The organism is Burkholderia sp. BCC1640, from assembly GCF_902833125.1.
GTDB lineage: Bacteria > Pseudomonadota > Gammaproteobacteria > Burkholderiales > Burkholderiaceae > Burkholderia > Burkholderia diffusa.
This window is the reverse complement of the sequence record NZ_CADFEF010000001.1, coordinates 185,467-207,060: the sequence shown is the minus strand read 5'-3', so window position 1 is coordinate 207,060 and position 21,594 is coordinate 185,467. Positions and strand designations below refer to the sequence as shown.

Genomic DNA, 21,594 nt, shown 5'->3' with positions numbered 1-21,594 from the left:
GAGCTGGCCTGTCGGAAGCGGTTGGCATGAAAAACACGCGAACCGCCATTATAGGGATCGCGCGTGTCACGCCGGCAGCGCGTCCTCGTCCTTTTTCCGGGCGTCGCCGTTCGGCAGCAACTGGCACGCGAGCAGGCCGGCCAGCATCAGCGCGCAGCCGACCAGCGCGCGCAGCGTCAGCGTCTCGCCGAGCGCGGCCCAGCCCGCGATGGCCGCGAACACGCCTTCCATGCTGAAGATCACGGCCGCGTGCGCGGGCGCCGCATCGCGCTGCGCGACGACCTGCAACGTATAGCCGACGCCGACCGACAGCAGCCCGCCGTACAGCAGCGTCGGCAGCGCGCTGCGCAGCATCGCGACGCTGACCGGCTCGATCACGAGGCCGACCGCGAGGCACAGCGCGCCGCACGCGACGAACTGCAGGAACGCGAGCACGAGCGGATCGTGCCGCTTCGCGAAATGGCCGACGGTCATCACGTGCGCGGCGATGATCACCGCGCCCACGAGCTGGAACCAGTCGCCGTAGAGCACCGAGAAATGCTCGTCGATGCTGAGGAAATACAGGCCGATCGCCGCGAGCAGCGCGCCGAACCACGTGCCGGCGCCGATCCGGTGACGGACGAACACGCCCATCAGCGGCACGATCACGACGTACAGCGAGCTGATGAAGCCTGCGTTCGCGACCCGTGTGTACTGCAGGCCGAACTGCTGAAGCGAGATCGACCCGGCGAGCAGCCCGCCGAGCGCGAGGCCCGGCGCGAGGAGCGCCGGTTCGCGCCGAATCGCCGCAAGCTGCGCGCGCGAGCCCGCGTTGAACGTCAGCAGCGGGATCAGCACCAGTGCGCCGAGCAGGAAACGCAGCCCCGTAAACAGGAATGGCCCGATCACGTCGAGGCTCAGTCGTTGCGCGACGAACGCCGAGCCCCAGATCGCGGCGGCGGCGAGCATCAGCAGGTTGGCGCGGAGGTGCTTGCGGGCTTCGGGCTTCATCGGAATTCTTCGGAAGATTGCGAACGGCGAAACCGATTAGTTTACGCCGAGATTGCAAGGCTGTCGGAAAACCTTCGGAGTGCGGCTGCCGCGCGGGCGTCGCGCACGCGCGAATACAGCACGACCTGCGAGTGCGGCAGCGGCGGCAAGCCGAATTTCGCGCCGACGTCGACCAGCGCGCGCGGCGCGACGCGCCGGGCCAGCGGACAGACCGCGAGCCCGGCCGCGGCGGCCGCCGTGACCGCCGCGACGCCGCCGCCCGTAAAGCGCTCGCGCCACGGGCGTCCAGCATGCTCGAGCGCGCGCAGCGCGGCGGCCCGCACGCCGCACGGCCCGGCCAGCACCGCGAGCGGCAGCGGCTCGCCGGCGCGCGGCGTCCAGTCGGGCGCGGCGAGCCACGCGAGCGGCTCGGTGAACAGCAGCGTGCCGTCGTCGCGCGGCGGATCCTCGCCCGGTTCGTGCCGCACGATCGCCGCGTCGAGCCGCCTTTCGTCGTATTGCGCGAGCAGGCTCGCCGACATTCCCAGATGCATTTCCAGCGACAGCCCGGGATCCTGCCGGTGCAGGCTCGTCAGCACGGCCGGCAGGTCGGGCACCGCAACGTGCTCGCTGACGCCGAGCGACAGGCGATGCGTGCCGGCCGAAATCGCGCCGAGCGCCTGGTCGTGCGCGTCGAGCAGCGCGCGGGCGGCCGGCAGGAAGTTCTCGCCGTCAGCGGCCAGCTTGACGACGCGTGGCGTGCGCGCGAGCAGCGGCCTGCCGAGGTGCGCTTCGAGCCGTTTCAGCTTCAGGCTGACGGCCGATTGCGTGGTGCCGAGCGCGTCGGCGGCGCGCGTGAAGCTCGCGAGATCGGCGACCAGCACGAACGCGCGCACCGCATCAAGGTCAAGGACTTTCATTTCAAATGAAAATGAATGAAATATGGATTGATGACTGTTCATTATAGTTCTGCGCGCCTAATCTGGCGTGGCGTTTCCACTCTTCAACGTCACCGAAAGGAGCAGACCATGCCGTTCACCCGTATCGCAGTGCGCGAAGGCAAACCCGCCGCCTACCGCGCGGCGCTCGTCGACGGCGTGCATCGCGCGCTGATGCACACGTTCAACGTGCCCGAGGACGATGTCTTCATGGTCGTGACCGAGCATTCGGCCGAGAACTTCGTGTTCGGCCGCCATTACCTCGACATCGAACGCAGCGACGATCTCGTGATGATCCAGATCACGGCGAACAACACGCGCACGCTCGAGCAGAAGCAGGCGCTGTACCGGACCATCGCCGAAAACCTCGCGCGGCAGCCCGGTGTGCGGCCGCAGGACGTATTCATCAGTCTCGTCGAAGTGCTGAAGGAGGACTGGTCGTTCGGCAACGGCATCGCGCAATACGTCGTCTGATACGTCGTTTGACACGCGACAGGCGCGACAGGGCCAGATCGTTTCCCGCGCGTTTTCGCGGCGTGTACTATGGAAGCTGCTTCACGGGCCACGCCGGCGCGAAGGATGCGCCGGCGATTCTTCATGTGCAGGAGCCTCCATGTCGCGTGTGCTGGAAATCGTGTTGTGCCTGTCGCTGGAAGGTTGGCCGGTCAAGACGGGAAGCCGCGCCCGTGGCGAGCAGCGCGACTTCGGTGCCGAACTCGTCCGTGCGTGGCGGATCTGTCCGCAGGTGCGGATGCGGCGCGGCCAGGAGCGCGTGACGATCGAGCCGTGCCAGGTCGAGGAGGCCGAACCGAACCCCGGCGAATGCTGGTGGACGTGGATCGAGTCGAATGCGCAGGGGCGGCGGGTCGTCGCGTCACGCACGAAGGCATTCGCGCCCGGCGTCGTGGAACGGGAGTTGTTCGATGCCGAGCATGCGGGCATCGTCGTGGCCGCACCGGCGTCCGGGCCGGTTGCCGATACGGAATCGGCGGAGGCCGCGGGCGAGGGCGACCGCGTCGTGCCCGGCCACGTCGACGAAGCGGCGGTCGCCGCATCGTCGGCGCCGGCGCCGACGCGGCTCGTCAGTGAGCGGCGGCGAGGGCGCTGGGCGGACGACAGCGGCGTGGTGGTCGAGATGACGCTCGACGACATCACGTTGCACGGCGGCACCGAACCGCCGCGCCGCCATGTCGAGCTGCGCCTCGCGGCGCCCGACTGGGAAACCGCCGCCGCACGCACGGCCGCGCTTCGCGCGCTGTTTGCCGCCGCGCGCGAGCTCAGCGGCGCATGGCCCGCGTTCGTGCAGCTGACCAGCGTGATCGATCGCGCGTGCGCGGGCGAGCCTGCCGTCGCCGGGCCAGTCAAGGCGCAACTCGTCGACCTGACCGGCATCCGCACGCAGCGGGCCGCGCTGTTCGCGCTGTCGGGCGACATCGCCGCGCAATGGCTCGGCAACGAGCGCGGCGTGCTCGACCGCGACGATCCCGAATTCGTGCACCAGATGCGCGTCGCGCTGCGACGGCTGCGTACGCTGATGCGCTTCTTCCCGCGTTTCGCGGACGATCAATGGCAGAACACGTTCGGCGTCGACTTGCGCTGGCTTGCGGCCCTGCTCGGCACAGTGCGCGACTGGGACGTGTTCTCGACCGAGAGCCTGCCCGCGCTGATCGCTGCCGACGGCGGCAGCGCGGACTGGGACGGCACGCTCGACGCCGCGCGCGTACAGGCGCTGACCGCGCGCGTCGAACTGCGCCAGGCGCTGCATTCGGCGCGCTATGCGCGACTGACGCTCGGCTGGCTCGAGTGGCTGTGCGGGCTCGCGCTGCCGCCGACCGATGCGGACGACACACCGTCGCTGCGGCGGCATGCAACCAAGCGCGTGCGGCGGCTGTTCGGTCACCTGTATGCGTCGCCGTCGCTCACGTCGCTCGACACGGCCGCGCGGCACCAGGTGCGGATCGACGCGAAGCGGCTGCGCTATGCGCTCGAATTCTTCGCGTCGCTGGCCTCGCGCCGCACGCGCAACGAGACGGTCAAGACGCTCGCGCGCGTGCAAAGCGTGCTCGGCGAGGCGAACGACACGATCGTCGCGCTGCATCATCTCGAGCAACTGGCGGCGCCCGCTTACCAGCTGGGTTTCGTGCGCGGCTACGGTGCCGCGCTCGAGCAACGCGCGGCGAGGGACGCCGAGACGCTGCTCGCGAGCCTGCGTCCGCCGAAGCTGGATGGCAAGCCGCGCTGAGCCTCGCGCGCTCACTATAATGGCCACCCGTTTTCTTCAGACAGACCGATGAGCGACGCGTCGCCTCCTTCCTCTTCCGCCGGACCGCTCGAACTGGGCGGCGAACTGTGGCTGCGCGCGGGCGAGCAGACGCTCGGCGGCGCCACCCGCATCGCGCTGCTCGCGGCGATCGGCGACACCGGGTCGATCACGCGCGCGGCGAAGGCCGTCGGGCTTAGCTACAAGGCCGCGTGGGATGCGATCGATACGATGAACAACCTGGCCGGCGAGCCGCTCGTGACGCGCGCGACGGGCGGCAAGGGCGGCGGCGGCACGACGCTGACGCCGCGCGCGACCTCGCTGATCGCCGCGTTCCGCACGATCGAGCGCGAGCATCGCCGCTTCATCGACGCCGCGAGCGCGGCGGTGTCCGGTTTCGACGTCGACTGGGCGCTGATCGGCCGGATCGGGATGAAGACGAGCGCGCGCAACCAGTTGTTCGGGAAGGTCGAATCGATCGTGCGCGGCACGGTAAACGACGAGGTGACGCTCGTGCTGCCCGGCGGGCAGGTGATCGTCGCGGTGCTCACGCACGAAAGCGCCGACGCGCTCGGCCTGCAGCCGGGCGCGGATGCGTGCGCGCTCGTGAAGGCGTCGTGGGTCGTGCTGGCGGTTGACGACGAAGGCGGCGCCGAAGCGTCTCTGAAGGTATCCGCGCGCAACCAGTTGCGCGGGACGGTCGACGCCGTCGCGGCGGGCGCGGTGAACAGCGAGGTGACGCTGGCGCTCGACGGCGGCGGGACGCTCACGGCCGTGGTCACGAACGACAGCGTCGGGGCGTTGCAGCTCGACGCCGGCCGGCGTGCGATCGCGTTGTTCAAGGCATCGAGCGTGATTCTCGCGGTGACGGGCTGATCGCGCGCGACGGCGGTATGAGCCGTTTCCGGCGATGACCGTGGGCGGACGAGGCGAAACCGGCGCCGCCCGACGTACGCGAGGCGCCGGCTTCGATCCCGTTTGCAACTTGTGCCGCCAGTGCGGCTTCTCTCAGGTCGAACGTGGCCGCCCGGGCCACCGCCTTCGCGCGATCAGGTGACGCGCGTCGGCCACTCGGCGTGCGGCGTGGTGGCCTGCACGCGTCCTTCGCTCAATTGCACGACCTGGTCGCCGAACGCGGCGACGTCGTCGGGATCGTGCGTGATGAGCACCATCGGGATATCGAGCCGCGCCTGCAGTTCGGCGAGCTCGTGGCGCATGCGCTGGCGCATCGCGCCGTCGAGCGCCGCGAACGGCTCGTCGAGCAGCAGGATGCGCGGCTGCGCAACGAGCGCGCGGGCAAGCGCGACGCGCTGCTTCTGTCCGCCCGACAACTGCGACGGGAATTGCCCGGCGAGCGTGTCGAGTTCGAACGCCTGCAGCCAGTACGCGACTTCGGGCGGCACCGTCTTCGCACGCGGGTTGCGCAGGCCCGACGTGAGCCCGAACGCGATGTTCTGGCGCACGTTCAGGTGCGGAAACAGCGCATAGTCCTGGAACAGATACGCGACGCGGCGCGCACGGGTCGGCACGTCGATGCCGCGCGCGGAATCGAACAGCGGTTCGCCGTTCAGCGCGATCGTGCCTTCGTCGGGCGACAGCAGGCCGGCGATCGCCTGCAGCGTCATGCTCTTGCCCGCGCCGGACGGCCCGAACAGCACGACGCGCTGCGTGGCGGCCGTAAACGACACGTCGAGCGTGAAGCGGCGCTCCGCGTTCACGTAGGTCTTGCGGATGTCGACGGCAACGCTCATGCGGGCCTCCGTCGTGCCGCGCCGCGCGTGCGGGAAGCCGCTTGCGCGACGGGAAGGCGTTTTGCCGCGGCCCGTGAGGCGCGGCGGTACGGAGGCGGCCGGCGCGTCATGTCAGCTGGCTCCGCCCGGCGCGCGACGGCACGAGCCAGCCGGTCGCGAGCAGCACGAGCACGCAGGTGATCGAGGTCACCAGCACGAGGAAGTTGGCCGTGCTGTCGTCGCCGGCCTGCACCGCCGCATAGATCGCGACCGACAGCGTCTGCGTGCGGCCGGGCAGGTTGCCGGCGATCATCAGCGTCGCGCCGAATTCGCCGAGTGCGCGCGCGAAGGCGAGCAGCGCGCCGGCCAGGATGCCGCGCGTGGCGAGCGGCAGCGTCACGCGGAAGAACACCGCGGCTTCGCCGAGCCCGAGCGTGCGTGCCGCGCGCTCGAGATGCGGATCGACGCTTTCGAACGCCGTGCGCGCCGATTTCAGGATCAGCGGAAACGCGACGACCATCGATGCGATCACCGCGCCCTGCCACGTGAAGACGAGCTCGATGCCCAGCTTGTCGAGCCACGCGCCGAACACGCCGCGTCGGCCGAGCAGCACGAGCAGGTAATAGCCGAGCACCGTCGGCGGCAGCACGAGCGGCAGCGTCAGCAGCGAATCGACCACGTCGCGCATCGGCGAGCGCCAGCGCGCGAGCATGAAGGCGGCGGTGACGCCAAGCACGATGTCGAGCGCGGTCGCCCAGCCGGCGACCTTCAGCGACAACAGCAGCGGCACCCAGGCGTCCTGCATCATGCTGCGCTCACTTGCCTGCGGGCTTGAAGCCGAACGTCGCCAGCACGGCCTGGCCCTGCGGCGACGCGACGAAGTCGATGAACGACTGCGCCAGTGCGGCATGGCGGCTGTCCTTGACCACCGCGATCGGATAGGTGATGGCCGTCTGCGTCGGCACGGTCAGCGCGACCTTCACGCGGCCCGGCATGATCGCCGCGTCGGTGCCGAACACGAAGCCCGCGTCGACTTCGCCGCGCGCGACGTAATCGAGGCTCTGGCGCACGTTGGCGGCCAGCACGCCCTTCGCGCTGACGGCGTCCCACACGCCGGCCGCGCGCAGCGCGCCTTCCGTGTAGCGGCCGACCGGCACCGACGCCGGGTCGCCGTACGCGATGCGCTTCACGCCGGGCGCCGTCAGGTCGTTCAGCGACGTCGGCGCGGCCGCGTGGCTGTCGGCCGGCACGATCAGCACCAGCGAGTTCGCCGCGAAATCGCGGCGCGTGCCCGGCACGATGACTTTTTCGCTGATGGCACGATCCATCGCCTTTTGGTCGGCCGATGCGAACACGTCGGCCGGCGCACCCTTGGCGATCTGCTGCATCAGCACGTCCGACGCGCCGAAGTTGAACAGCACCTTGGTGTCCGGATGCTGCTTCTGATAAGCATCGCCGACGGCCTTGAACGCATTCGTCAGGCTTGCGGCCGCCGACACGACCAGCTCATCGGCAGCGGAAGCCGGCCCGCTGAACGCGATGCCCGCGGCAAGCGCGGCGAGCGGCAGCAGGCGGAGCAGGGTGCGGCGAAGCGGGTGGACGGTTGAGCGCATGGTCTGGTCGTTCGAGTGGAATGGTTGAAACCGTAATCGTAATATAGGGCGGGTTATAACGCTCGACATACCGTTCATGCGCCGGCGCGCATGAAATCTTCAGATCTGGAAGGCGGCGGGAAGGATGTGCGGGCGCCCCGTCACGCGTGCATCGACGGCGGCGGCGAGCCGGTGCGGTGCAGCGACGACGGCTGCGATGCCGGCCGGTAATTGGGATTGGCTTTCCAGCGGGCACGGACGAACGGACGCTCGTGCCCCGACAGCTCCAGCGCGACCCGGGTGACCCAGCGGTGCGACGGCACGGTGATGCCGTGCAGCGCGACGGTGACGAGCGCGAGGCTCACGACGACCGCCGGCACCGACCAGCGGTGCGGCACCGCATGCCACGAGCCGGCGATGAATGCCAGCGCGGCGATCGCGCCGACGATGCAGCCGGTGATCGATTCGGACGGCGAATGCGCGTCGAGCGCGACGCGCGACACGCCGACCGCAATGCCGGCCGCGAGCCCGAGCGCGATGCCGGCGATCCGCACCGGCGTGCGCGTGCGGATCAGCGCGAGGAAGATCGCGACGGGATAGACCGACGTCGACAGCATCGCGTGGCCGCTGAATCCCGTGAAGTCCCATGCGCGGATGCCGACGCCCCAGCCGAGGAACGCGATCTTCGTGAGCGCGACGACCCCGATCGCGACGGCGAGCACGCCGAGCCACGCGGCCGCGCGCTGCCACGAGTAGCCGAGCGCGAGCCACACTGCGATCGTGATCGCGAGCGGCAAGGTCAGGCCGGCGCCACCGAACGCGGTGATCATGATCCACAGGTGAGAGGGCAGGTCGAACATCGGGAGGGGAACGAGCAGAGGCGGGACGAATGCTTAAATCAACGCGCGAGCCGGGAAGAACGACTACAACGGATACAAGCGGCTAAACCTCAGTATAGCGCCGCGTATGCTCGAGGCCCGTTTTTTGCGCCGCGGCGGAACTATCCGCGTGCAGGAAAAATCCCAGAAACAATGTTATGGTGCATTGCACAAAGTCAAACGATGCACCGAGTGTTGTCCCCCTATTTTTCCTGACTGCGAGCCCGATCGATGACCAAAAGTCTGACGAAGGTATGGCTGGGCGGCATGAAACGTATGCTGTCTCCGGCCGCCAAACGTGCGGCGCGCGATGCACAGCGTATCGCGCGCGATACGCTCGAGGCTGCGGCGTCGCCCGCCGTGACCGATCTGTCCCCACCGCGTGAGTCGCGCGTGCGGCCGCGCGCGGCTGCATGGGCGGCCGGCGAGTGGACGCGCGGCGAACACCCGATGGCACCCGCGCTCGGCCGCCTGGTCCAGCAGCTCGCCTACGGGCTGTACGTTCCGCCTGGCCGGCGGCGCGGTGCGATACCGCTCGTCGTGATGCTGCACGGTTGCCAGCAATCGGTCGACGAGTTCGCGCAGGGCACCCGGATGAACCTGCTGGCCGACAAGTACGGCTTCGCCGTGCTGTATCCGGAGCAGTCGGTCCGTGCGCATGCGCACGGCTGCTGGCACTGGTACGAAGACACCGACCGCGCGGGCCGCGGCGAGGCGGATGCGGTCGCATCGCTCGTCGACGCGCTCGTCGACGAGCACGGCTTCGACGCATCGCGCGTCTACGTCGCCGGGCTATCGGCCGGCGCGGGCCTGGCGGCACTCCTCGCGCTGCACCACCCGGATCGCTTCGCGGCGGTGGCGCTGCACTCCGGCCCCGCGCTCGGCGAGGCGAATTCCGGGATCAGTGCGATGGACGTGATGCGGCGCGGCCTCCGGCAGAATCCGGCCGCGGTGGTCGACACGGTGGTCGATGCTGGCGCGTATCCGGGCATGCCCGTGCTGATCGTGCAGGGCGACCGGGACCATGTCGTCGCGCCGAAGAATGCGGACCAGTTGATGGTGCAGTTCATGCGCCTGAACGGGCTCGCGGACAGCCGCGGCGCACTGCGCGGCGGCGAGCGTGTGGAAACGCGCGAGGCAGGCGCGCAGATCACCGATGTGCGTCGCGACGGCGAGTCGATCGTGCGGCTCTGTCACGTGAAAGGGCTCGATCATGCATGGGCGGGGGGCGACGAAGCGGTGCCGTTTCATGCGGCGGTCGGCCCCGATGCGAGCGCGATGATCTGGTCCTTTTTCGAAGAGAATCGGCGCACTGTGGCGACCGAACGACGCACCGTCTGATCGACGCTGGCCAAAGGCTAGGGTTTTCCCTATAATTCGGGAAAACCCTAGTCAAAGAACCTTTGGATTGCGAGATCGACCATGTACCTGCTGAGCCACCTCTTCCTGATGCTGACCAAGAACGCTGAAAAGGCCGCGAAAGAGCGCGCCGATGCGTACCTGTCCGAAGCAACCGACATCTATGATCTCGAATTCCGCATGCGCAAGATCGATCGCGAAGCGGCGATGAACCGTCCGTTCTCGTTCGGCTCGCGTTAAGCAGCGCAGCGCGGGCCGGCTTACCAGCCGGTCCGGCGAATCACGCAAAAGGGCGTGTGTGGCAAGCAGCCGCACACGCCCTTTTTGCATTCGGCGCCGCGCGTTGCGTCAGACGACCGTCAGGCGCACCGGCACGTTGTTGCGCGTCGCGTTCGAATACGGGCACACGTGGTGCGCCTTGTCGACCAGCGCCTGTGCGTCGGCCTTGTCGAGCCCCGGCAGCGACACGCGCAGTTCGATGTCGAGCCCGAAGCCACCGGCATCGTTCGGGCCGATGCCCACTTCCGCGGTCACTTGCGTGTCGGCCGGCAGCGCCTGCTTGTTCTGGCCGGCGACGAACTTCATCGCGCTCAGGAAACAAGCCGAGTAACCTGCGGCAAACAGCTGCTCCGGGTTCGTGCCTTCCGCGCCCGTACCGCCGAGCTCGCGCGGCGCGGCCAGCTTCACTTCCAGCTTGTTGTCGGCGGATACCGCGCGGCCGTCGCGGCCGCCTGTGCTCGTGGCGCTGGTCTTGTACAGAATGTTCATGGTGCAGCTCCTGTCGGAAGAGTGGTAGGAAGCGGTCCGGTCGGACGGGGTGTCGCCGGCCACGAACGAAATATAGAACACAAATGATTTGTGTGCAAATGAAATTTTGAAGAAAAAGCCCGGCGGTGCCGGGCTTGTTTGAGATCGACGTGCCGTCAGCCTTCGTTGGCGGTCGACAGCGCGTTGCGCAATTGCTGGAGATCCGCGCGCAGCCTGACCAGGAACTCGGGCGTTTGCTGCATCGCGCAGAAGAGATCGGCGGGCACCGAGCGCGCCTTGAGCTTCAGCGCACGGCCTTCCGCGGTCACGCGCACGTTGACGACACGCTCGTCGGTCGCGCTGCGCACGCGTTCGACGTAGCCGAGCGCCTCGAGCCGCTTCAGCAGCGGCGTGACGGTAGCCGGGTCAAGGTCGAGGCGGGCGGCGATGTCCTTCACGGCGATGTCGTCGCGCTCCCACAACACGAGCATTGCAAGATATTGGGGATAGGTCAGCGACAGCTTGTCGAGCAGCGGCTTGTACGCCTTCGTCATCGCATGCGAAGTCGAATAGAGTGCGAAGCACAGTTGCTCGTCGAGCGTCTGGGGCAGCGGGGGCAGGCGGTCCATGATTCGGGGGCGCGGCGGACGCGCTAACGATTTGCATGCAAATTATTTTGCGCGCAACGGATTCGATTGAACAGGGGCGGCGCGAAGGTTGGGGCGCCGGGTCGGCCGGGAGGGGAGAGGGGCGGCCGGCGGCGTGCGCCGGCCGAGTCTGCGTCAGCGGCCCGACTCAACGGCCCGACGCGGGCGTCGCGGCTCCCGGTTCCTGCACGCCGAAGCAGCCGCGATAGGTCGCGTAGAACGAGCAGTACATCATCGTGACGATGATGATCGTCACCGGCATCATGATCGTCAGCACGTAGGCGCCCGCGCCGAGCGCCTGCAGCAGCAGCGACAGGCCGAACGACGTGCCGAGCGCGACGCCGAACCACAGCAGCCCGTACACCACGAATGCGCCGCGATTGCGCCAGCAACTGACGATGCTGAAGAACAGCGCCTTGGCGGGCGGGATGTCGTGCCACGCGGTGAGCACCGGCGCGAACCAGAACAGCATCGCGACCGGCGCGTAGAGCAGCGTCGCCAGCAGCAGCGCGCCGAGCGTGCCTTGCGCGGCAAGCGCTTCCGGCGTCGGACTCGTTTCGCTCGTCGCGCCCAGCATCATGGTGAGCAGCCCGCCGCCGTCCACGACGGACGACGCGGCGAACACCAGCACCATCAGCGCGACGTAGACCACGCCGAGCACGAGCAGCCGCTGCGTCGTCACGGTGCCGTACGAGCGGAAGCCGTCGATGAGGATCGTCGGCATCACCGGCTTGCCGGCCACCGTGTCGCGGCACGCGGCCATGAAGCCGACGGCGATGCCGGGGATGAACAGCAGCGGCAGCGCCGCGCCGATGACCGGCACCATCGACACCAGCGTGATCGCCAGCAGGTACGTGAAAAACAGCGTGATGAACGCGAGCGGGTTCCGGCGGAACAGCCAGATGCCTTGACGGAACCAGACATAGCCCGCTTTCGCGGGCACTTCGATCAGTTGCATGCGGTATGGGTCTCAGGAAGCGCGGGCGTGTGGGCGATACGCTCACGCAGGATGCGTTCGAAATGACCGGGGTCGTGCGGTTTGAGCATTTCGGCCGCGCGCGGCAGGTAGAAATCGTACAGGCGCGACACCCAGAAGCGGTACGCGCCCGCGCGCAGCATGTCGCTCCAGTGGCGGCGCTCCTCGGCCGTGAACGGCCGGACCGTCTGGTACGCGCGCAGCAGCGCATCCGCGCGCGCGACGTCGAGCACGCCCGTCGCGAGGTCGACGCACCAGTCGTTGACGGTCACTGCGACGTCGAACAGCCATTTGTCGCAGCCCGCGAAATAGAAATCGAAGAAGCCGCCGAGCCGGACGTCATGACCGGTGCCGGGCGCCGCGTGCGCGAACAGCACGTTGTCGCGGAACAGGTCGCAGTGACACGGGCCGCTCGGCAGCGCCGCGTAGTCGTCCGACGAGAAGAACGCGGCCTGATGCGCGAGTTCGTCCTCGAGCAGCGTGCGCTGCGCGTCGGAAATGAACGGGACGATCGCCGGCACGTTTTCCTGCCACCACGGCAGGCTGCGCAGGTTCGGCTGGTGGCGCGCATAGTCGCGCCCCGCGAGGTGCAGGCGCGCGAGCATCTGCCCGACCTCGATGCAGTGTTCGACCCCCGGTGCGAGTTCGGCGGCACCATCGAGCTTCGTGACGATCGCGGCCGGCTTGCCGTGCAGTTCGCCGAACAGCGCGCCGTCGTCGCGCGGGATCGGATCCGGCACCGGCACGCCGTGGCTGGCCAGATGGCGCATCAGATCGAGGTAGAACGGCAGTTGCTCCGCCGTCAGCTTTTCGAAGATCGTCAGGACGTATTCGCCGCGCGTCGTCGTCAGGAAGAAGTTGCTGTTTTCGATGCCGGACGGAATGCCGCGGAACGCCAGCACGTCGCCCAGTTCGTAGTGGCGCATCCATTGCGCGAGATCGGAGTCGGAAACAGCGGTGAAAACGGCCATGCGAGATGCGTCTGGTCAGTTGTCGGCACGCGCGCGGCGTGCGGCGCGACAGGAGGTGAAGGGAAAGCCGGCGCGCCGCGTCGGGATCGACGCGGCGCGGGGGGAAATCAGTAGCGGAGGTTCACCGACGGCAGGCGCGTGATCGGGACGCCCGCGTCGTGCGGCTTCGGCGACGTGTCGAGCGTCGAGCTCATCTGGTAGCGCGTGCCGAAGTTCGACTTCACGTCGATCTCGACCGGCTTGCCGCGATCGCGATACTCGGTGACCTCGGTGCCGTTCTTGCTCTTTTCATGGAAGCTCGGCGTGCGGCGAATGTCGGCGAAGTCGACTTTCGACGTGACTTCGGCGCCCGGCCGGTTGATCTTGCGGAGATCGGGCAGGCCGGCGGCTTCGTTGGCCTCGGCCCGGGCCTGCGCGTCGGCGTCGGGCGTGCCGCCGGCGGCGTAGGCGGCGCCGGCGGCGGCAAACGTGCCAGCGAGCACGGCGGCAGCGGCGACGAGAATGAGCGGCTTCATGATGAGTCTCCAGTGAACCTTCCGATTTTAGCAAATACTGCGCGCGGCCCGGCCCTCGCGTGCAAGCGGCGTGCAAGCGGGCGGCCATGAGCGTGACCGGGTTCCGTGGTAATGTCGTTTGATCAGACGAGGTGATGAAAATGAAGAACGATTTGAGCCGCCGGCATCGGGTGCTGACGCCCGAGAGCCCGCCCGTCGAAGCATTCGACGATTCCGTTGCCGCCGTCGCGCGGCTGTCGGCCATCTACGACACCAATACGGGCTTCCTGCGCGACGCATTCGCGCGTTATCGCCGCCATGAATCGATCACCGAGCACGTGCGCGCGTGCTATCCGTTCGTGCGGATTCGCACCGACGTCAACACGCACGTCGATTCGCGCCGTTCATACGGTTTCGTCGCGGGCCCCGGCGTGTTCGAGACGACCGTCACGCGTCCCGACCTGTTCGCGAACTACTATCGCGAGCAACTGCGCCTGCTGTCGAAGAACCACCATGTGAAGATCGAGATCGGCGTGTCGTCGCAGCCGATTCCGGTTCACTTCGCGTTTCCCGAAGGCATCCACCTCGAAGGCGAACTCGATCGCGACCGCCTGCTCGCGATGCGCGACATCTTCGACACACCCGACCTGTCGTACCTCGACGACCGCATCGTCAACGGCACGTTCGAGCCGGCACCCGGCGAGCCGCATCCGCTCGCGCTGTTCACCGCCGCGCGCGTCGACTTCTCGCTGCATCGGCTGCGTCACTACACGGCGACGTCGCCCACGCACTTCCAGAATTACGTGCTCTACACGAACTATCAGTTCTACATAGACGAGTTCGTGAAGCTCGGCCGCGCGATGATGACGGAAAGCACCGATCCGGACGTGCGCTCGTACCGCAGCCAGTACAGTTCGTTCGTCGAGCCGGGCGACGTCATCACGTACAACGCGAACCTCGGCAGCGAGCCGGCCGAGGGCGCCGCGCCGCCGCGGCTGCCGCAGATGCCCGCGTATCACCTGAAGCGCGCGGACGGCAGCGGGATCACGATGGTCAACATCGGTGTCGGTCCGTCGAACGCGAAGACGATCACCGATCACATCGCGGTGCTGCGTCCGCATGCCTGGGTGATGCTCGGCCACTGCGCGGGCCTGCGCAACACGCAGCGCCTCGGCGACTACGTGCTCGCGCACGGTTACGTGCGCGAGGATCACGTGCTGGATGCGGACCTGCCGCTGTGGGTGCCGATCCCGGCGCTCGCCGAAGTGCAGCTCGCGCTCGAGCGCGGCGTGGCCGAGGTCACGCGTCTGGAGGGAGCCGAATTGAAGCGAGTGATGCGCACGGGCACGGTCGCAAGCGTCGACAACCGCAACTGGGAACTGCGCGATCACCGCGAGCCCGTGCAGCGGCTGTCGCAGAGCCGCGCGATCGCGCTCGACATGGAAAGCGCGACGATCGCCGCCAACGGTTTCCGTTTCCGCGTACCGTACGGCACGCTGCTGTGCGTATCGGACAAGCCGCTGCACGGCGAGCTGAAGCTGCCGGGCATGGCCGACACGTTCTATCGCGGCCAGGTCGACCAGCATCTGCAGATCGGCGTGAAGGCGATGGAGATTCTGCGCACGAACGGGCTCGACAAGCTTCATAGCCGGAAACTTCGGAGCTTCGCGGAAGTGGCGTTTCAGTAACAAACCTTTGAGGTAAAAGGCTCCCCGGCAGGTCCGGGGAACCTTCGCGTCTAACATGAGCGTCAGTGTCTAACTTGCGCGTGCCAATGCAACTGGTTGCACGCGTTCGACTTCGCGCGATTTCGTGTAGTGCGCTGTCATGCTTTCGGTCGTGTGCCCGGCCAGTGATTGCGCTGCCGCAGCCCCACGCTGCCGTTTCAGATCGGTCAGCGCCTTCGCCCGCAGATCGTGGAAGTGCATGCCGATCAGGTAAAGCGGGTTCGGGGAGATTCCCTTTTCTTCGCAGTCTTTCTCGTAGGCCGATCGTGCGCGCTCGCAAGCGCGCTTCCACCCTGAGTACGCACCGATATAAGTGAAGCGACCGCCGGCGTGTGTGCAAATCACCGGCCCGATGGCGGTGATCTTGCCGCCTCGCGCTCGATCCAGTGTTTCTCGCAGGTCGGGCGTCATCTCGATCAGCAGGCGCACGCCGCTGCTGTTGACCGTCTTGCTCGGGTGAAACGAAATCCCCTCATCGGACACGTTCTGCCAGTTGAGCGCGAGAAGGTCGCCGATACGTTGAGCAGTCTGTTCACGTCCTGCAGAAGCGGGTTCGTGGCGAGATCAGTGTCGGCCGCAACCTTTTCTCCGTTCCAGCCGATCATGATGCGATCGAGTGCCTGGCGCACGATGATGGAATCGCGCACGCGCGCCTGGAAGTCGGGGTACTTCGCCCACGCGTCGAGCTGCTGATAGCGGATGTTCATGTACGCGCCGAAGGGGAAGAAGGACGGCATCCAGCTCCTGCCGATCGGCGAGGTCGCGGCGAAGGACGAATTCTGGAACATCAAGTAGGTGACGGTCGAGGATCAGCTCGCGGCGCACCGGGTGCCGCCGCAGCTTATGGGAATCATTCCGTCGAACGCGGGCGGATTCGGTGACGTGGAAAAGGCGGCGGAGGTATTCAACGGTCTCGAGATCAAACCGCTGAAGGCGCGACTCCGGGAGGTGAACGACTGGCTCGGGATCGAGGTCGTGCGGTTCAGGGACTTCGAGACGCCGAAGGGCTGACGCCCGACCACAACCGGCAAAGCAAAGCCGCCGGGCACTTTGGTGTCGGCGGCTTTTTTGCGTCCGTCGCCAGTGCGTAGCCTCGGCGGATTAGGGCGCCTCTGAGCGGCCGCCGCGTCGACACACCCCTCAGGCCGGATCGGATCGCCGCAAGGCCGTGGCGAGCCGCCTGACGCATCGGAGGCGTCATCCCAGGGGCCGAACCCTGCCCCTGGGATGACGATTCAGACCCGGCGCGCGCAGTTGTGCCCCCGCCCCACCTGCCCGCAAAAACGAGTGGTCTTTATGCACGCATGCGCTGGCCGCTCAGGGCTGGCCAACAAGGGCCGCGCGGCGCTCGGCAGCCCGATTACTTTATGCAATTTTACGCGCCTTGCTTATGCAATTTCGGCACACGGATTCCCTTCCTGTACCCTTCCGTCGTACTTCGAAAACCGCATGTCCCTTGGCTTCCATGACTCGTCCAGAGAATCGCGATGCGTCCTTGACGGAGCGGGCAACGATCGTCTGCCGTGAAGGCCCGCGTGTGCTGTTGGTCTCACGCGCTCCCCAGCACTCTTGCGAGGAATCTGTTATATCAATTTTTGCGGTCATCACTTGACATATCGCGCCATTTAGCCCCTTTCATTGAATCGCGGCACTCAATCAAAGCATCAATCAGACGGTCCAATGGAATTTTGTAACACATCGTACCGTTCGGAATTGGGCCATAGAGTTCGACTTCCAGATTGTCTAGCCCATGCTCTCGATTAACGACAACGACTGGATCAATACCAAGCCGAATCTCTAGTGTTAAGTAATCGTATTCGAATGGGATGGAAGACCAGTCGAGCGAATAATTTTCAACGATTATTGACTTCATTGCGGCTTCTTTGCGAATAGTGTCGCCGATGGGCGGCGCCATCAGCGGCCACAATGCTAATAGTGGTGTGTCGTCTTACCGCTCAATCTCGAATTGGAGAAGCGCTTCAGCGAATTGAGGAGTAGGCCTACTGCTATGACCTTCTTCGGCGTGCCATATCAGAGCATGAGGTGCCAATTTACGGATGTGGACCAATAATTCAAGAAAGGCATTAATGGTAATCTCATTCCATTTCGGCCCTTTTTGATAATCGAACGACAAGCTCCCGATGCTTTCCATGCAAATAGTTAAGTAAGGCAACTCGACACCATTGATTGAAAGGCCAACGAGACCATGTCGAAATGGTTCGATTTCACCCGCAACGTACGCCCGTGCGGGCGTTGGAAAAGAGCTAATTGGAAGATCCTTCTGCTCTTTGACATTCCAGACGGTGCAATCCTCAGACGCTCGACACTGTGACATGACCCATTCGTAAACCGCTACCGCTTGATCTGGGGTCAGGCCGTCCACGAATACATCTGGCAAAGAGTGGATGTCACTGTCAAAAAGATCGAGAATCTGTTGCCACGGGGGCACGTCCGATCGTGCGGCGATATCCCCTGGTTTCCATTTTTTCATCTGAATACAGTTGCTCCATATTGAGACTGTGCTAGCTCGGCACCGTCATGATAGAACAGCGCCTGCAGTCAAACTGCAGTAGTCGCCCAGTTGTCATCTCAAGAACGTTAAGTGGTCACGAAAAATTGGTTTGGGATTTAGTGCCAAGCAGCGAACAGATCGGCCGGCTCGGCATAGACGGTTTCCCTTGCTCAAACGACAAAGCACTGCCTGTCATATTTCAGTCTCTACCGTACAGCCTCAATTTTGTTATGCTCGAAACTGCACGGTGACAGGAGGTATATTATCGCACTTTTCGTTCTCTCTTCACTGGTGTGTCAATATTTTTCCCATGTGGGATCGAGCACTGTATTAAATGACCCATCATGCTCGAATCGCATACCCGTTCCATCCGGTGCGCGATACTCGATACCGCCGCGGCCCAATTCTTTTCTCGTGGTAGTAGGATTCTCCAATAGATCTCTCGCCCATTTTTCCGTAAAAGCATTCTTTTGAGCAATGTTTCCTGTCAGTCTTGGATAGTATTTGTTAATTTGTCCATTGCGCTCTGAATGTTTCCCCCATGCTCTGGACAACGTGGATAGTCCAGTGTGATTGTACGAGCGGGTTGCCGCTGCAATCAGCTGATCATTGGTCAGCTGTGTCGGGCTACACTGCTGTGCTATCCCTTGCAACGCGCCACGGATTGCACCGGCCAGTCCGACGATTGTAAATGGATCGTCTTGGTTCGACGCCGCCACCCACCCCCAAGACAGCGCAGGATTGAGGAAGCACTCGACACAAATCGGCTTAATGGCATCAGGCGCAGACTCAAATGGCGCCATGCCAAGCCGCAAATCGATTATAGGCGGGCTAATCGACGGATCATTGGCCTCAAGACTGGCGACCCATCGATCCATCTCATCGCTACTTAACAGGCGGGGATGGCCTAGAGTCGTTGAATATAGCTTTCCGGTACGCGAAACGATCTGTCCGTCAGGTGAATACTGGTACCTCAATATCACACTGCGCTTTATCCCGCCATTTACGGGAGAAGCCTGCTCTATTATCGAGAGAGTGTTCGGACGACCGCGCTGGTCATATCCAACGGTAAAAAGGCGGTTTTGATTAATACCGCTATCAATGCGATGGATATTGTCGCGCCTGCCTATTAGGCTCGATGCGGCACCATTTTTTCCAAGTCGTTTGACCGAAAAAATATTGCCATCGTAATGGTATTCAAAATTAAACGCCCCCGTCTCGCGACCATCTTCATAAACGCGAGTCGAAATTAGACGATTGAATTGATCATAGGTCCTCCCATAGGCGCGTGATACACCTTCGCCTCTAAACGCGTTGAATCCATTTTCACCACTAATATCAGTCGTTGGCGTTTCGCTGATTCCGGTTACGTTGCCCCGCCGATCGTAGACAAGACTCAATAGCATGCGTGGCGATGCGATCATCGAAGGGTGCAGACTGATCGCGTCGGCGTAGCGTATCGAGGTAACTGCCATGCCAGTAGTACTGCGAACAGCCATTCGAATGGGACGGCCAAAATCGTCATAGCTGTATTCGATGACGTTGCCGCTCGCGTAACTGCGCTTCAGTAGCCGCCCGGACGCATCCCATTTCAAATTCCCACTGCCGCCGACGGAGTTACTTCCGGTTTCGCGCAGCTTTTCGCCAACTGACGAAAAATTCAGTGTCGTCGTGCCTCGGCTATCTGTGACGGAGGTAGAGTCGTGGCCATACACCAGCTGCACGTTGCGCGTTGTATCCGGGTGACTTACTGTTGAAGCCCGCCCCAGTGCGTCATATTCCCACGTCGCGATTCGCGTCCCCGCTTCATCGATTTCACCTGTCAAAGCGTTCTTGAATCGAGGGTCATCGTACATGTACCTGCGAGTATTACCATCAGGCCAAGTAACGGAAACGAGATTGTTATTCGCGTCGTATCCATACTGCGTCATGCCCGCCATTGGATCATTAAGGCGTAAAAGACGGCGCTGGTCATCGTAGTCCAAGCGAAGTGCCAAATCGTAGTAGGAGCTTGTCCCTGCAGCGTGCTGAGTGATCGTGGTTAGCAGGCCAGTACTGTCATACGTCAATGTTCGCGCAAAGCCCGATCTCGTCGTTTCCGACAACAAAACACCCTCAGCCGAATAGGATTCGATCCGATCATTAATCTGATTGGTAAGCGTCCAGCCGGAGTCGCTCTTCTCTAGCGTTAAAGCGGCAAAGCCCTTAGTGCGCCAAGAATCCGCCGTCCAGTTAAACGTGATGGGTTCGCCGTTCTCGCGATACGCAAGTATCTTTGATGAATTGCTAATATTGGCACTCGCCAGCACCAGATGACGTTGCCAGTTATGGAACCATGCTATCCCCATCGCATTCAGATTCTGTGCTAGGGGCTTGGATCGATAGGTCCGCGTAAACAGTAACGGTACATCGTCACCGCTAGCGAAGTCGGTCGCACTAAGCGTAACTGCGCCGCTCCCGGGGAACACCGGGTCGGCTACCGGACAAGTATTTTCAGGCTCGGGATCAGATTCAATTGCATTGCACCATTGCGTAATCTGCGCAAGATCGTTGATACACGCATAGTTGGCCATTCCGCCAGGAGTACCGCTGACCACATCGAGTTCGCAGGTCTTCGTTCCTGGTCTGGCTCCTGATTGTGCGTAAAGCGTGAAGCAAGCATCTGCACGTGCTCCAAATGCAATCAGGAGTAATGCGAGGGCGACCGTTAGGCGATATAGCCAATCAGAAGGGCTGCAAAAAATGGGAATATTCCGATTTCTCTCGTCATGCATCTAATGTCTCGAAACTCAATTAAATAGAGTTAGACTGTCGAGTGTCTTTTGATCAAGGTCAATATGACAAGTCAGAAAATATCTTGTCAAAGGGGATTTTTGTACAATGACAAATGAATAGGGCTTGCAGGTTGATCGGTTGGTGCGGCGAGCAACTTGTGTCATTCGACGACTACGAAATTCTCGTGACACAGGTTGCGGCGAAGCGCATGCGGCTCTTCGGACTTCTGCGGCAGTGCCGCGCGTTGGACAATTTGGAATGTTTTTTTGCGTTCGGGGTAGACACCGGTCGAGGATCTCCTGCGAGAGATTGGATGCGTAGCACCTGGGGAATGGCGTGCGGAACTGTTCGACCGAAGTTGTGCGCAAACTACAGTGAAATTAGCCTTGGTTTTGCATTTTGCATTTTGCATTTTGCATTTTGCATTTTGCATTTTGCGAGTTGCGCAAGGTTTTGATTTTTAATGAATCTTGGCTTGTCGATAAAACTCCGAAGGCAGTGTTTGACCGCCCGAAAAAGTCGTCTAACTTGCTCCAAGAATGCTGTTGAAATCCCCGTGTAATCGTAAGTGGTATCTTCGCGAAAAGTTTGAGGAAATGGCGGAGCGCCTTGATTTGATGCGATTTTGTGTCCGCAAGCTGCGGAGCTTTGCGGAAGTGGCGTTTCAGTGATGTGAACGCCGACCCCGGTGACGATGGGCGTCGCGATGTGCGACGTACCGGCGACCGGGGCCGGCCGGCCTTTCTCTCGTCGACACGCGCGTTCGGCCACGATGCGCGTTGCGAACGTCTGTCAACGCAAAGCTTGCGCGGCCGCTTCGTGCGATTCGCCCAGGCCCGTCTCGTGCATCGAATCATGCAGCGCGTCGATGATCCTGATCGCATCCGTGCGCCGCTTGGCCGCCAGCCGCTGCTCTCCGAGCGCCTGCAGGGTCGCGCCGCCGAAATACGCCATGATGTCAGGCAGGCGGCGCACGGTGCCGCGGCTGCCCCAGCAGCCTTCGATCTCAGTCGGAAACA

At 64.0% G+C, this 21,594-nt stretch carries 21 protein-coding genes and 3 pseudogenes; 7 read left to right on the top strand and 17 right to left on the bottom strand.

Features of this window, described 5'->3' with window-relative positions; translation table 11 throughout:
* Positions 1 to 66: 66 nt before the first annotated feature.
* Together HWX25_RS00960 and HWX25_RS00955 are read right to left on the bottom strand one after the other, a co-directional pair.
* On the bottom strand, positions 67 to 990 hold the full coding sequence (locus HWX25_RS00960) for a DMT family transporter (protein WP_175906537.1): 924 nt from the start codon (positions 988 to 990) through the stop codon (positions 67 to 69).
* Positions 991 to 1,031: 41 nt separating this feature from the next.
* The gene (locus HWX25_RS00955; protein ID WP_175906535.1) at positions 1,032 to 1,889 is read right to left on the bottom strand and encodes a LysR substrate-binding domain-containing protein; all 858 of its coding nucleotides are present in this window, start codon (positions 1,887 to 1,889) and stop codon (positions 1,032 to 1,034) included.
* Between the two features lie 108 nt (positions 1,890 to 1,997).
* On the opposite strand from HWX25_RS00955, the gene HWX25_RS00950 reads away from it, so the two are divergent.
* The 3 genes from HWX25_RS00950 to HWX25_RS00940 all read left to right on the top strand — a co-directional run bounded on the left by HWX25_RS00950 (position 1,998) and on the right by HWX25_RS00940 (position 5,043).
* Positions 1,998 to 2,381, top strand: a complete 384-nt coding sequence (locus HWX25_RS00950; protein ID WP_175906533.1) for a tautomerase family protein — start codon at positions 1,998 to 2,000, stop codon at positions 2,379 to 2,381.
* Between the two features lie 139 nt (positions 2,382 to 2,520).
* Positions 2,521 to 4,149 (top strand): CHAD domain-containing protein, encoded by a 1,629-nt coding sequence (locus tag HWX25_RS00945; protein WP_175906531.1) that lies wholly within the window; start codon positions 2,521 to 2,523, stop codon positions 4,147 to 4,149.
* 48 nt (positions 4,150 to 4,197) lie between these two features.
* Positions 4,198 to 5,043, top strand: coding sequence for a TOBE domain-containing protein (locus HWX25_RS00940; protein ID WP_175906529.1), 846 nt, complete (start codon positions 4,198 to 4,200; stop codon positions 5,041 to 5,043).
* A 173-nt stretch (positions 5,044 to 5,216) separates the two neighbouring features.
* Here the strand turns inward: HWX25_RS00940 and HWX25_RS00935 are convergent, their stop codons facing one another.
* The 4 genes from HWX25_RS00935 to HWX25_RS00920 form a co-directional block, all read right to left on the bottom strand.
* The gene (locus HWX25_RS00935; RefSeq protein WP_059818759.1) at positions 5,217 to 5,918 is read right to left on the bottom strand and encodes an ATP-binding cassette domain-containing protein; all 702 of its coding nucleotides are present in this window, start codon (positions 5,916 to 5,918) and stop codon (positions 5,217 to 5,219) included.
* Positions 5,919 to 6,024: 106 nt separating this feature from the next.
* Positions 6,025 to 6,702, bottom strand: a complete 678-nt coding sequence (gene modB, locus HWX25_RS00930; protein WP_059819617.1) for a molybdate ABC transporter permease subunit — start codon at positions 6,700 to 6,702, stop codon at positions 6,025 to 6,027.
* A 10-nt stretch (positions 6,703 to 6,712) separates the two neighbouring features.
* The gene (gene modA, locus HWX25_RS00925; protein ID WP_175906527.1) at positions 6,713 to 7,510 is read right to left on the bottom strand and encodes a molybdate ABC transporter substrate-binding protein; all 798 of its coding nucleotides are present in this window, start codon (positions 7,508 to 7,510) and stop codon (positions 6,713 to 6,715) included.
* A gap of 140 nt (positions 7,511 to 7,650) precedes the next feature.
* The gene (locus HWX25_RS00920) at positions 7,651 to 8,349 is read right to left on the bottom strand and encodes a phosphatase PAP2 family protein (RefSeq protein ID WP_059818761.1); all 699 of its coding nucleotides are present in this window, start codon (positions 8,347 to 8,349) and stop codon (positions 7,651 to 7,653) included.
* 249 nt (positions 8,350 to 8,598) lie between these two features.
* On the opposite strand from HWX25_RS00920, the gene HWX25_RS00915 reads away from it, so the two are divergent.
* The gene (locus tag HWX25_RS00915) at positions 8,599 to 9,708 is read left to right on the top strand and encodes a PHB depolymerase family esterase (RefSeq protein WP_059818762.1); all 1,110 of its coding nucleotides are present in this window, start codon (positions 8,599 to 8,601) and stop codon (positions 9,706 to 9,708) included.
* 81 nt (positions 9,709 to 9,789) lie between these two features.
* The gene (locus tag HWX25_RS00910; RefSeq protein ID WP_006753395.1) at positions 9,790 to 9,966 is read left to right on the top strand and encodes a DUF3563 family protein; all 177 of its coding nucleotides are present in this window, start codon (positions 9,790 to 9,792) and stop codon (positions 9,964 to 9,966) included.
* Positions 9,967 to 10,074: 108 nt separating this feature from the next.
* On the opposite strand, the gene HWX25_RS00905 is transcribed toward HWX25_RS00910, so the two are convergent.
* The 5 genes from HWX25_RS00905 to HWX25_RS00885 all read right to left on the bottom strand — a co-directional run bounded on the left by HWX25_RS00905 (position 10,075) and on the right by HWX25_RS00885 (position 13,582).
* The gene (locus HWX25_RS00905; RefSeq protein WP_031399791.1) at positions 10,075 to 10,494 is read right to left on the bottom strand and encodes an organic hydroperoxide resistance protein; all 420 of its coding nucleotides are present in this window, start codon (positions 10,492 to 10,494) and stop codon (positions 10,075 to 10,077) included.
* Positions 10,495 to 10,649: 155 nt separating this feature from the next.
* Entirely contained in the window at positions 10,650 to 11,102 is a 453-nt protein-coding gene (locus HWX25_RS00900) for a MarR family transcriptional regulator (protein WP_059818763.1), read from the bottom strand.
* Between the two features lie 166 nt (positions 11,103 to 11,268).
* On the bottom strand, positions 11,269 to 12,078 hold the full coding sequence (locus tag HWX25_RS00895; protein WP_059531507.1) for a BPSS1780 family membrane protein: 810 nt from the start codon (positions 12,076 to 12,078) through the stop codon (positions 11,269 to 11,271).
* Entirely contained in the window at positions 12,069 to 13,067 is a 999-nt protein-coding gene (locus HWX25_RS00890; protein WP_175906525.1) for a homoserine kinase, read from the bottom strand. Before HWX25_RS00890 ends, HWX25_RS00895 begins: the two co-directional genes overlap by 10 nt.
* Before the next feature lie 107 nt (positions 13,068 to 13,174).
* Positions 13,175 to 13,582 (bottom strand): hypothetical protein, encoded by a 408-nt coding sequence (locus tag HWX25_RS00885; RefSeq protein ID WP_059466512.1) that lies wholly within the window; start codon positions 13,580 to 13,582, stop codon positions 13,175 to 13,177.
* Positions 13,583 to 13,722: 140 nt separating this feature from the next.
* Between HWX25_RS00885 and HWX25_RS00880 the strand changes: the two genes are divergently transcribed.
* Positions 13,723 to 15,249 (top strand): AMP nucleosidase, encoded by a 1,527-nt coding sequence (locus tag HWX25_RS00880; RefSeq protein ID WP_175906523.1) that lies wholly within the window; start codon positions 13,723 to 13,725, stop codon positions 15,247 to 15,249.
* 100 nt (positions 15,250 to 15,349) lie between these two features.
* Here HWX25_RS00880 and HWX25_RS00875 read toward each other — a convergent pair.
* Positions 15,350 to 15,819 (bottom strand): annotated as a pseudogene (locus HWX25_RS00875) (tyrosine-type recombinase/integrase); the annotation flags it as partial.
* Positions 15,819 to 15,992, bottom strand: a pseudogene (locus HWX25_RS00870) (P2 family phage major capsid protein); the annotation flags it as partial. The pseudogenes HWX25_RS00875 and HWX25_RS00870, both read right to left, overlap by 1 nt.
* Here HWX25_RS00870 and HWX25_RS00865 point away from each other — a divergent pair.
* A pseudogene (locus HWX25_RS00865) lies at positions 15,988 to 16,299 on the top strand (Presumed portal vertex protein); the annotation flags it as partial. The pseudogenes HWX25_RS00870 and HWX25_RS00865 sit on opposite strands and share 5 nt — an antisense overlap.
* A 577-nt stretch (positions 16,300 to 16,876) precedes the next feature.
* On the opposite strand, the gene HWX25_RS00860 reads toward HWX25_RS00865, so the two are convergent.
* The 4 genes from HWX25_RS00860 to HWX25_RS00845 all read right to left on the bottom strand — a co-directional run bounded on the left by HWX25_RS00860 (position 16,877) and on the right by HWX25_RS00845 (position 21,529).
* On the bottom strand, positions 16,877 to 17,203 hold the full coding sequence (locus tag HWX25_RS00860) for a hypothetical protein (RefSeq protein WP_208457042.1): 327 nt from the start codon (positions 17,201 to 17,203) through the stop codon (positions 16,877 to 16,879).
* Positions 17,204 to 17,236: 33 nt separating this feature from the next.
* Positions 17,237 to 17,779 (bottom strand): hypothetical protein, encoded by a 543-nt coding sequence (locus HWX25_RS00855; protein ID WP_175906521.1) that lies wholly within the window; start codon positions 17,777 to 17,779, stop codon positions 17,237 to 17,239.
* A gap of 317 nt (positions 17,780 to 18,096) precedes the next feature.
* Complete coding sequence (locus HWX25_RS00850; RefSeq protein ID WP_175906519.1) at positions 18,097 to 20,574, bottom strand: DUF6531 domain-containing protein; 2,478 nt, start codon at positions 20,572 to 20,574, stop codon at positions 18,097 to 18,099.
* A 793-nt stretch (positions 20,575 to 21,367) separates the two neighbouring features.
* Positions 21,368 to 21,529 carry a hypothetical protein gene (locus tag HWX25_RS00845; protein WP_175906516.1) on the bottom strand — a complete coding sequence of 54 codons (162 nt, stop codon included), beginning with the start codon at positions 21,527 to 21,529 and terminating at the stop codon, positions 21,368 to 21,370.
* Positions 21,530 to 21,594: the final 65 nt, after the last annotated feature.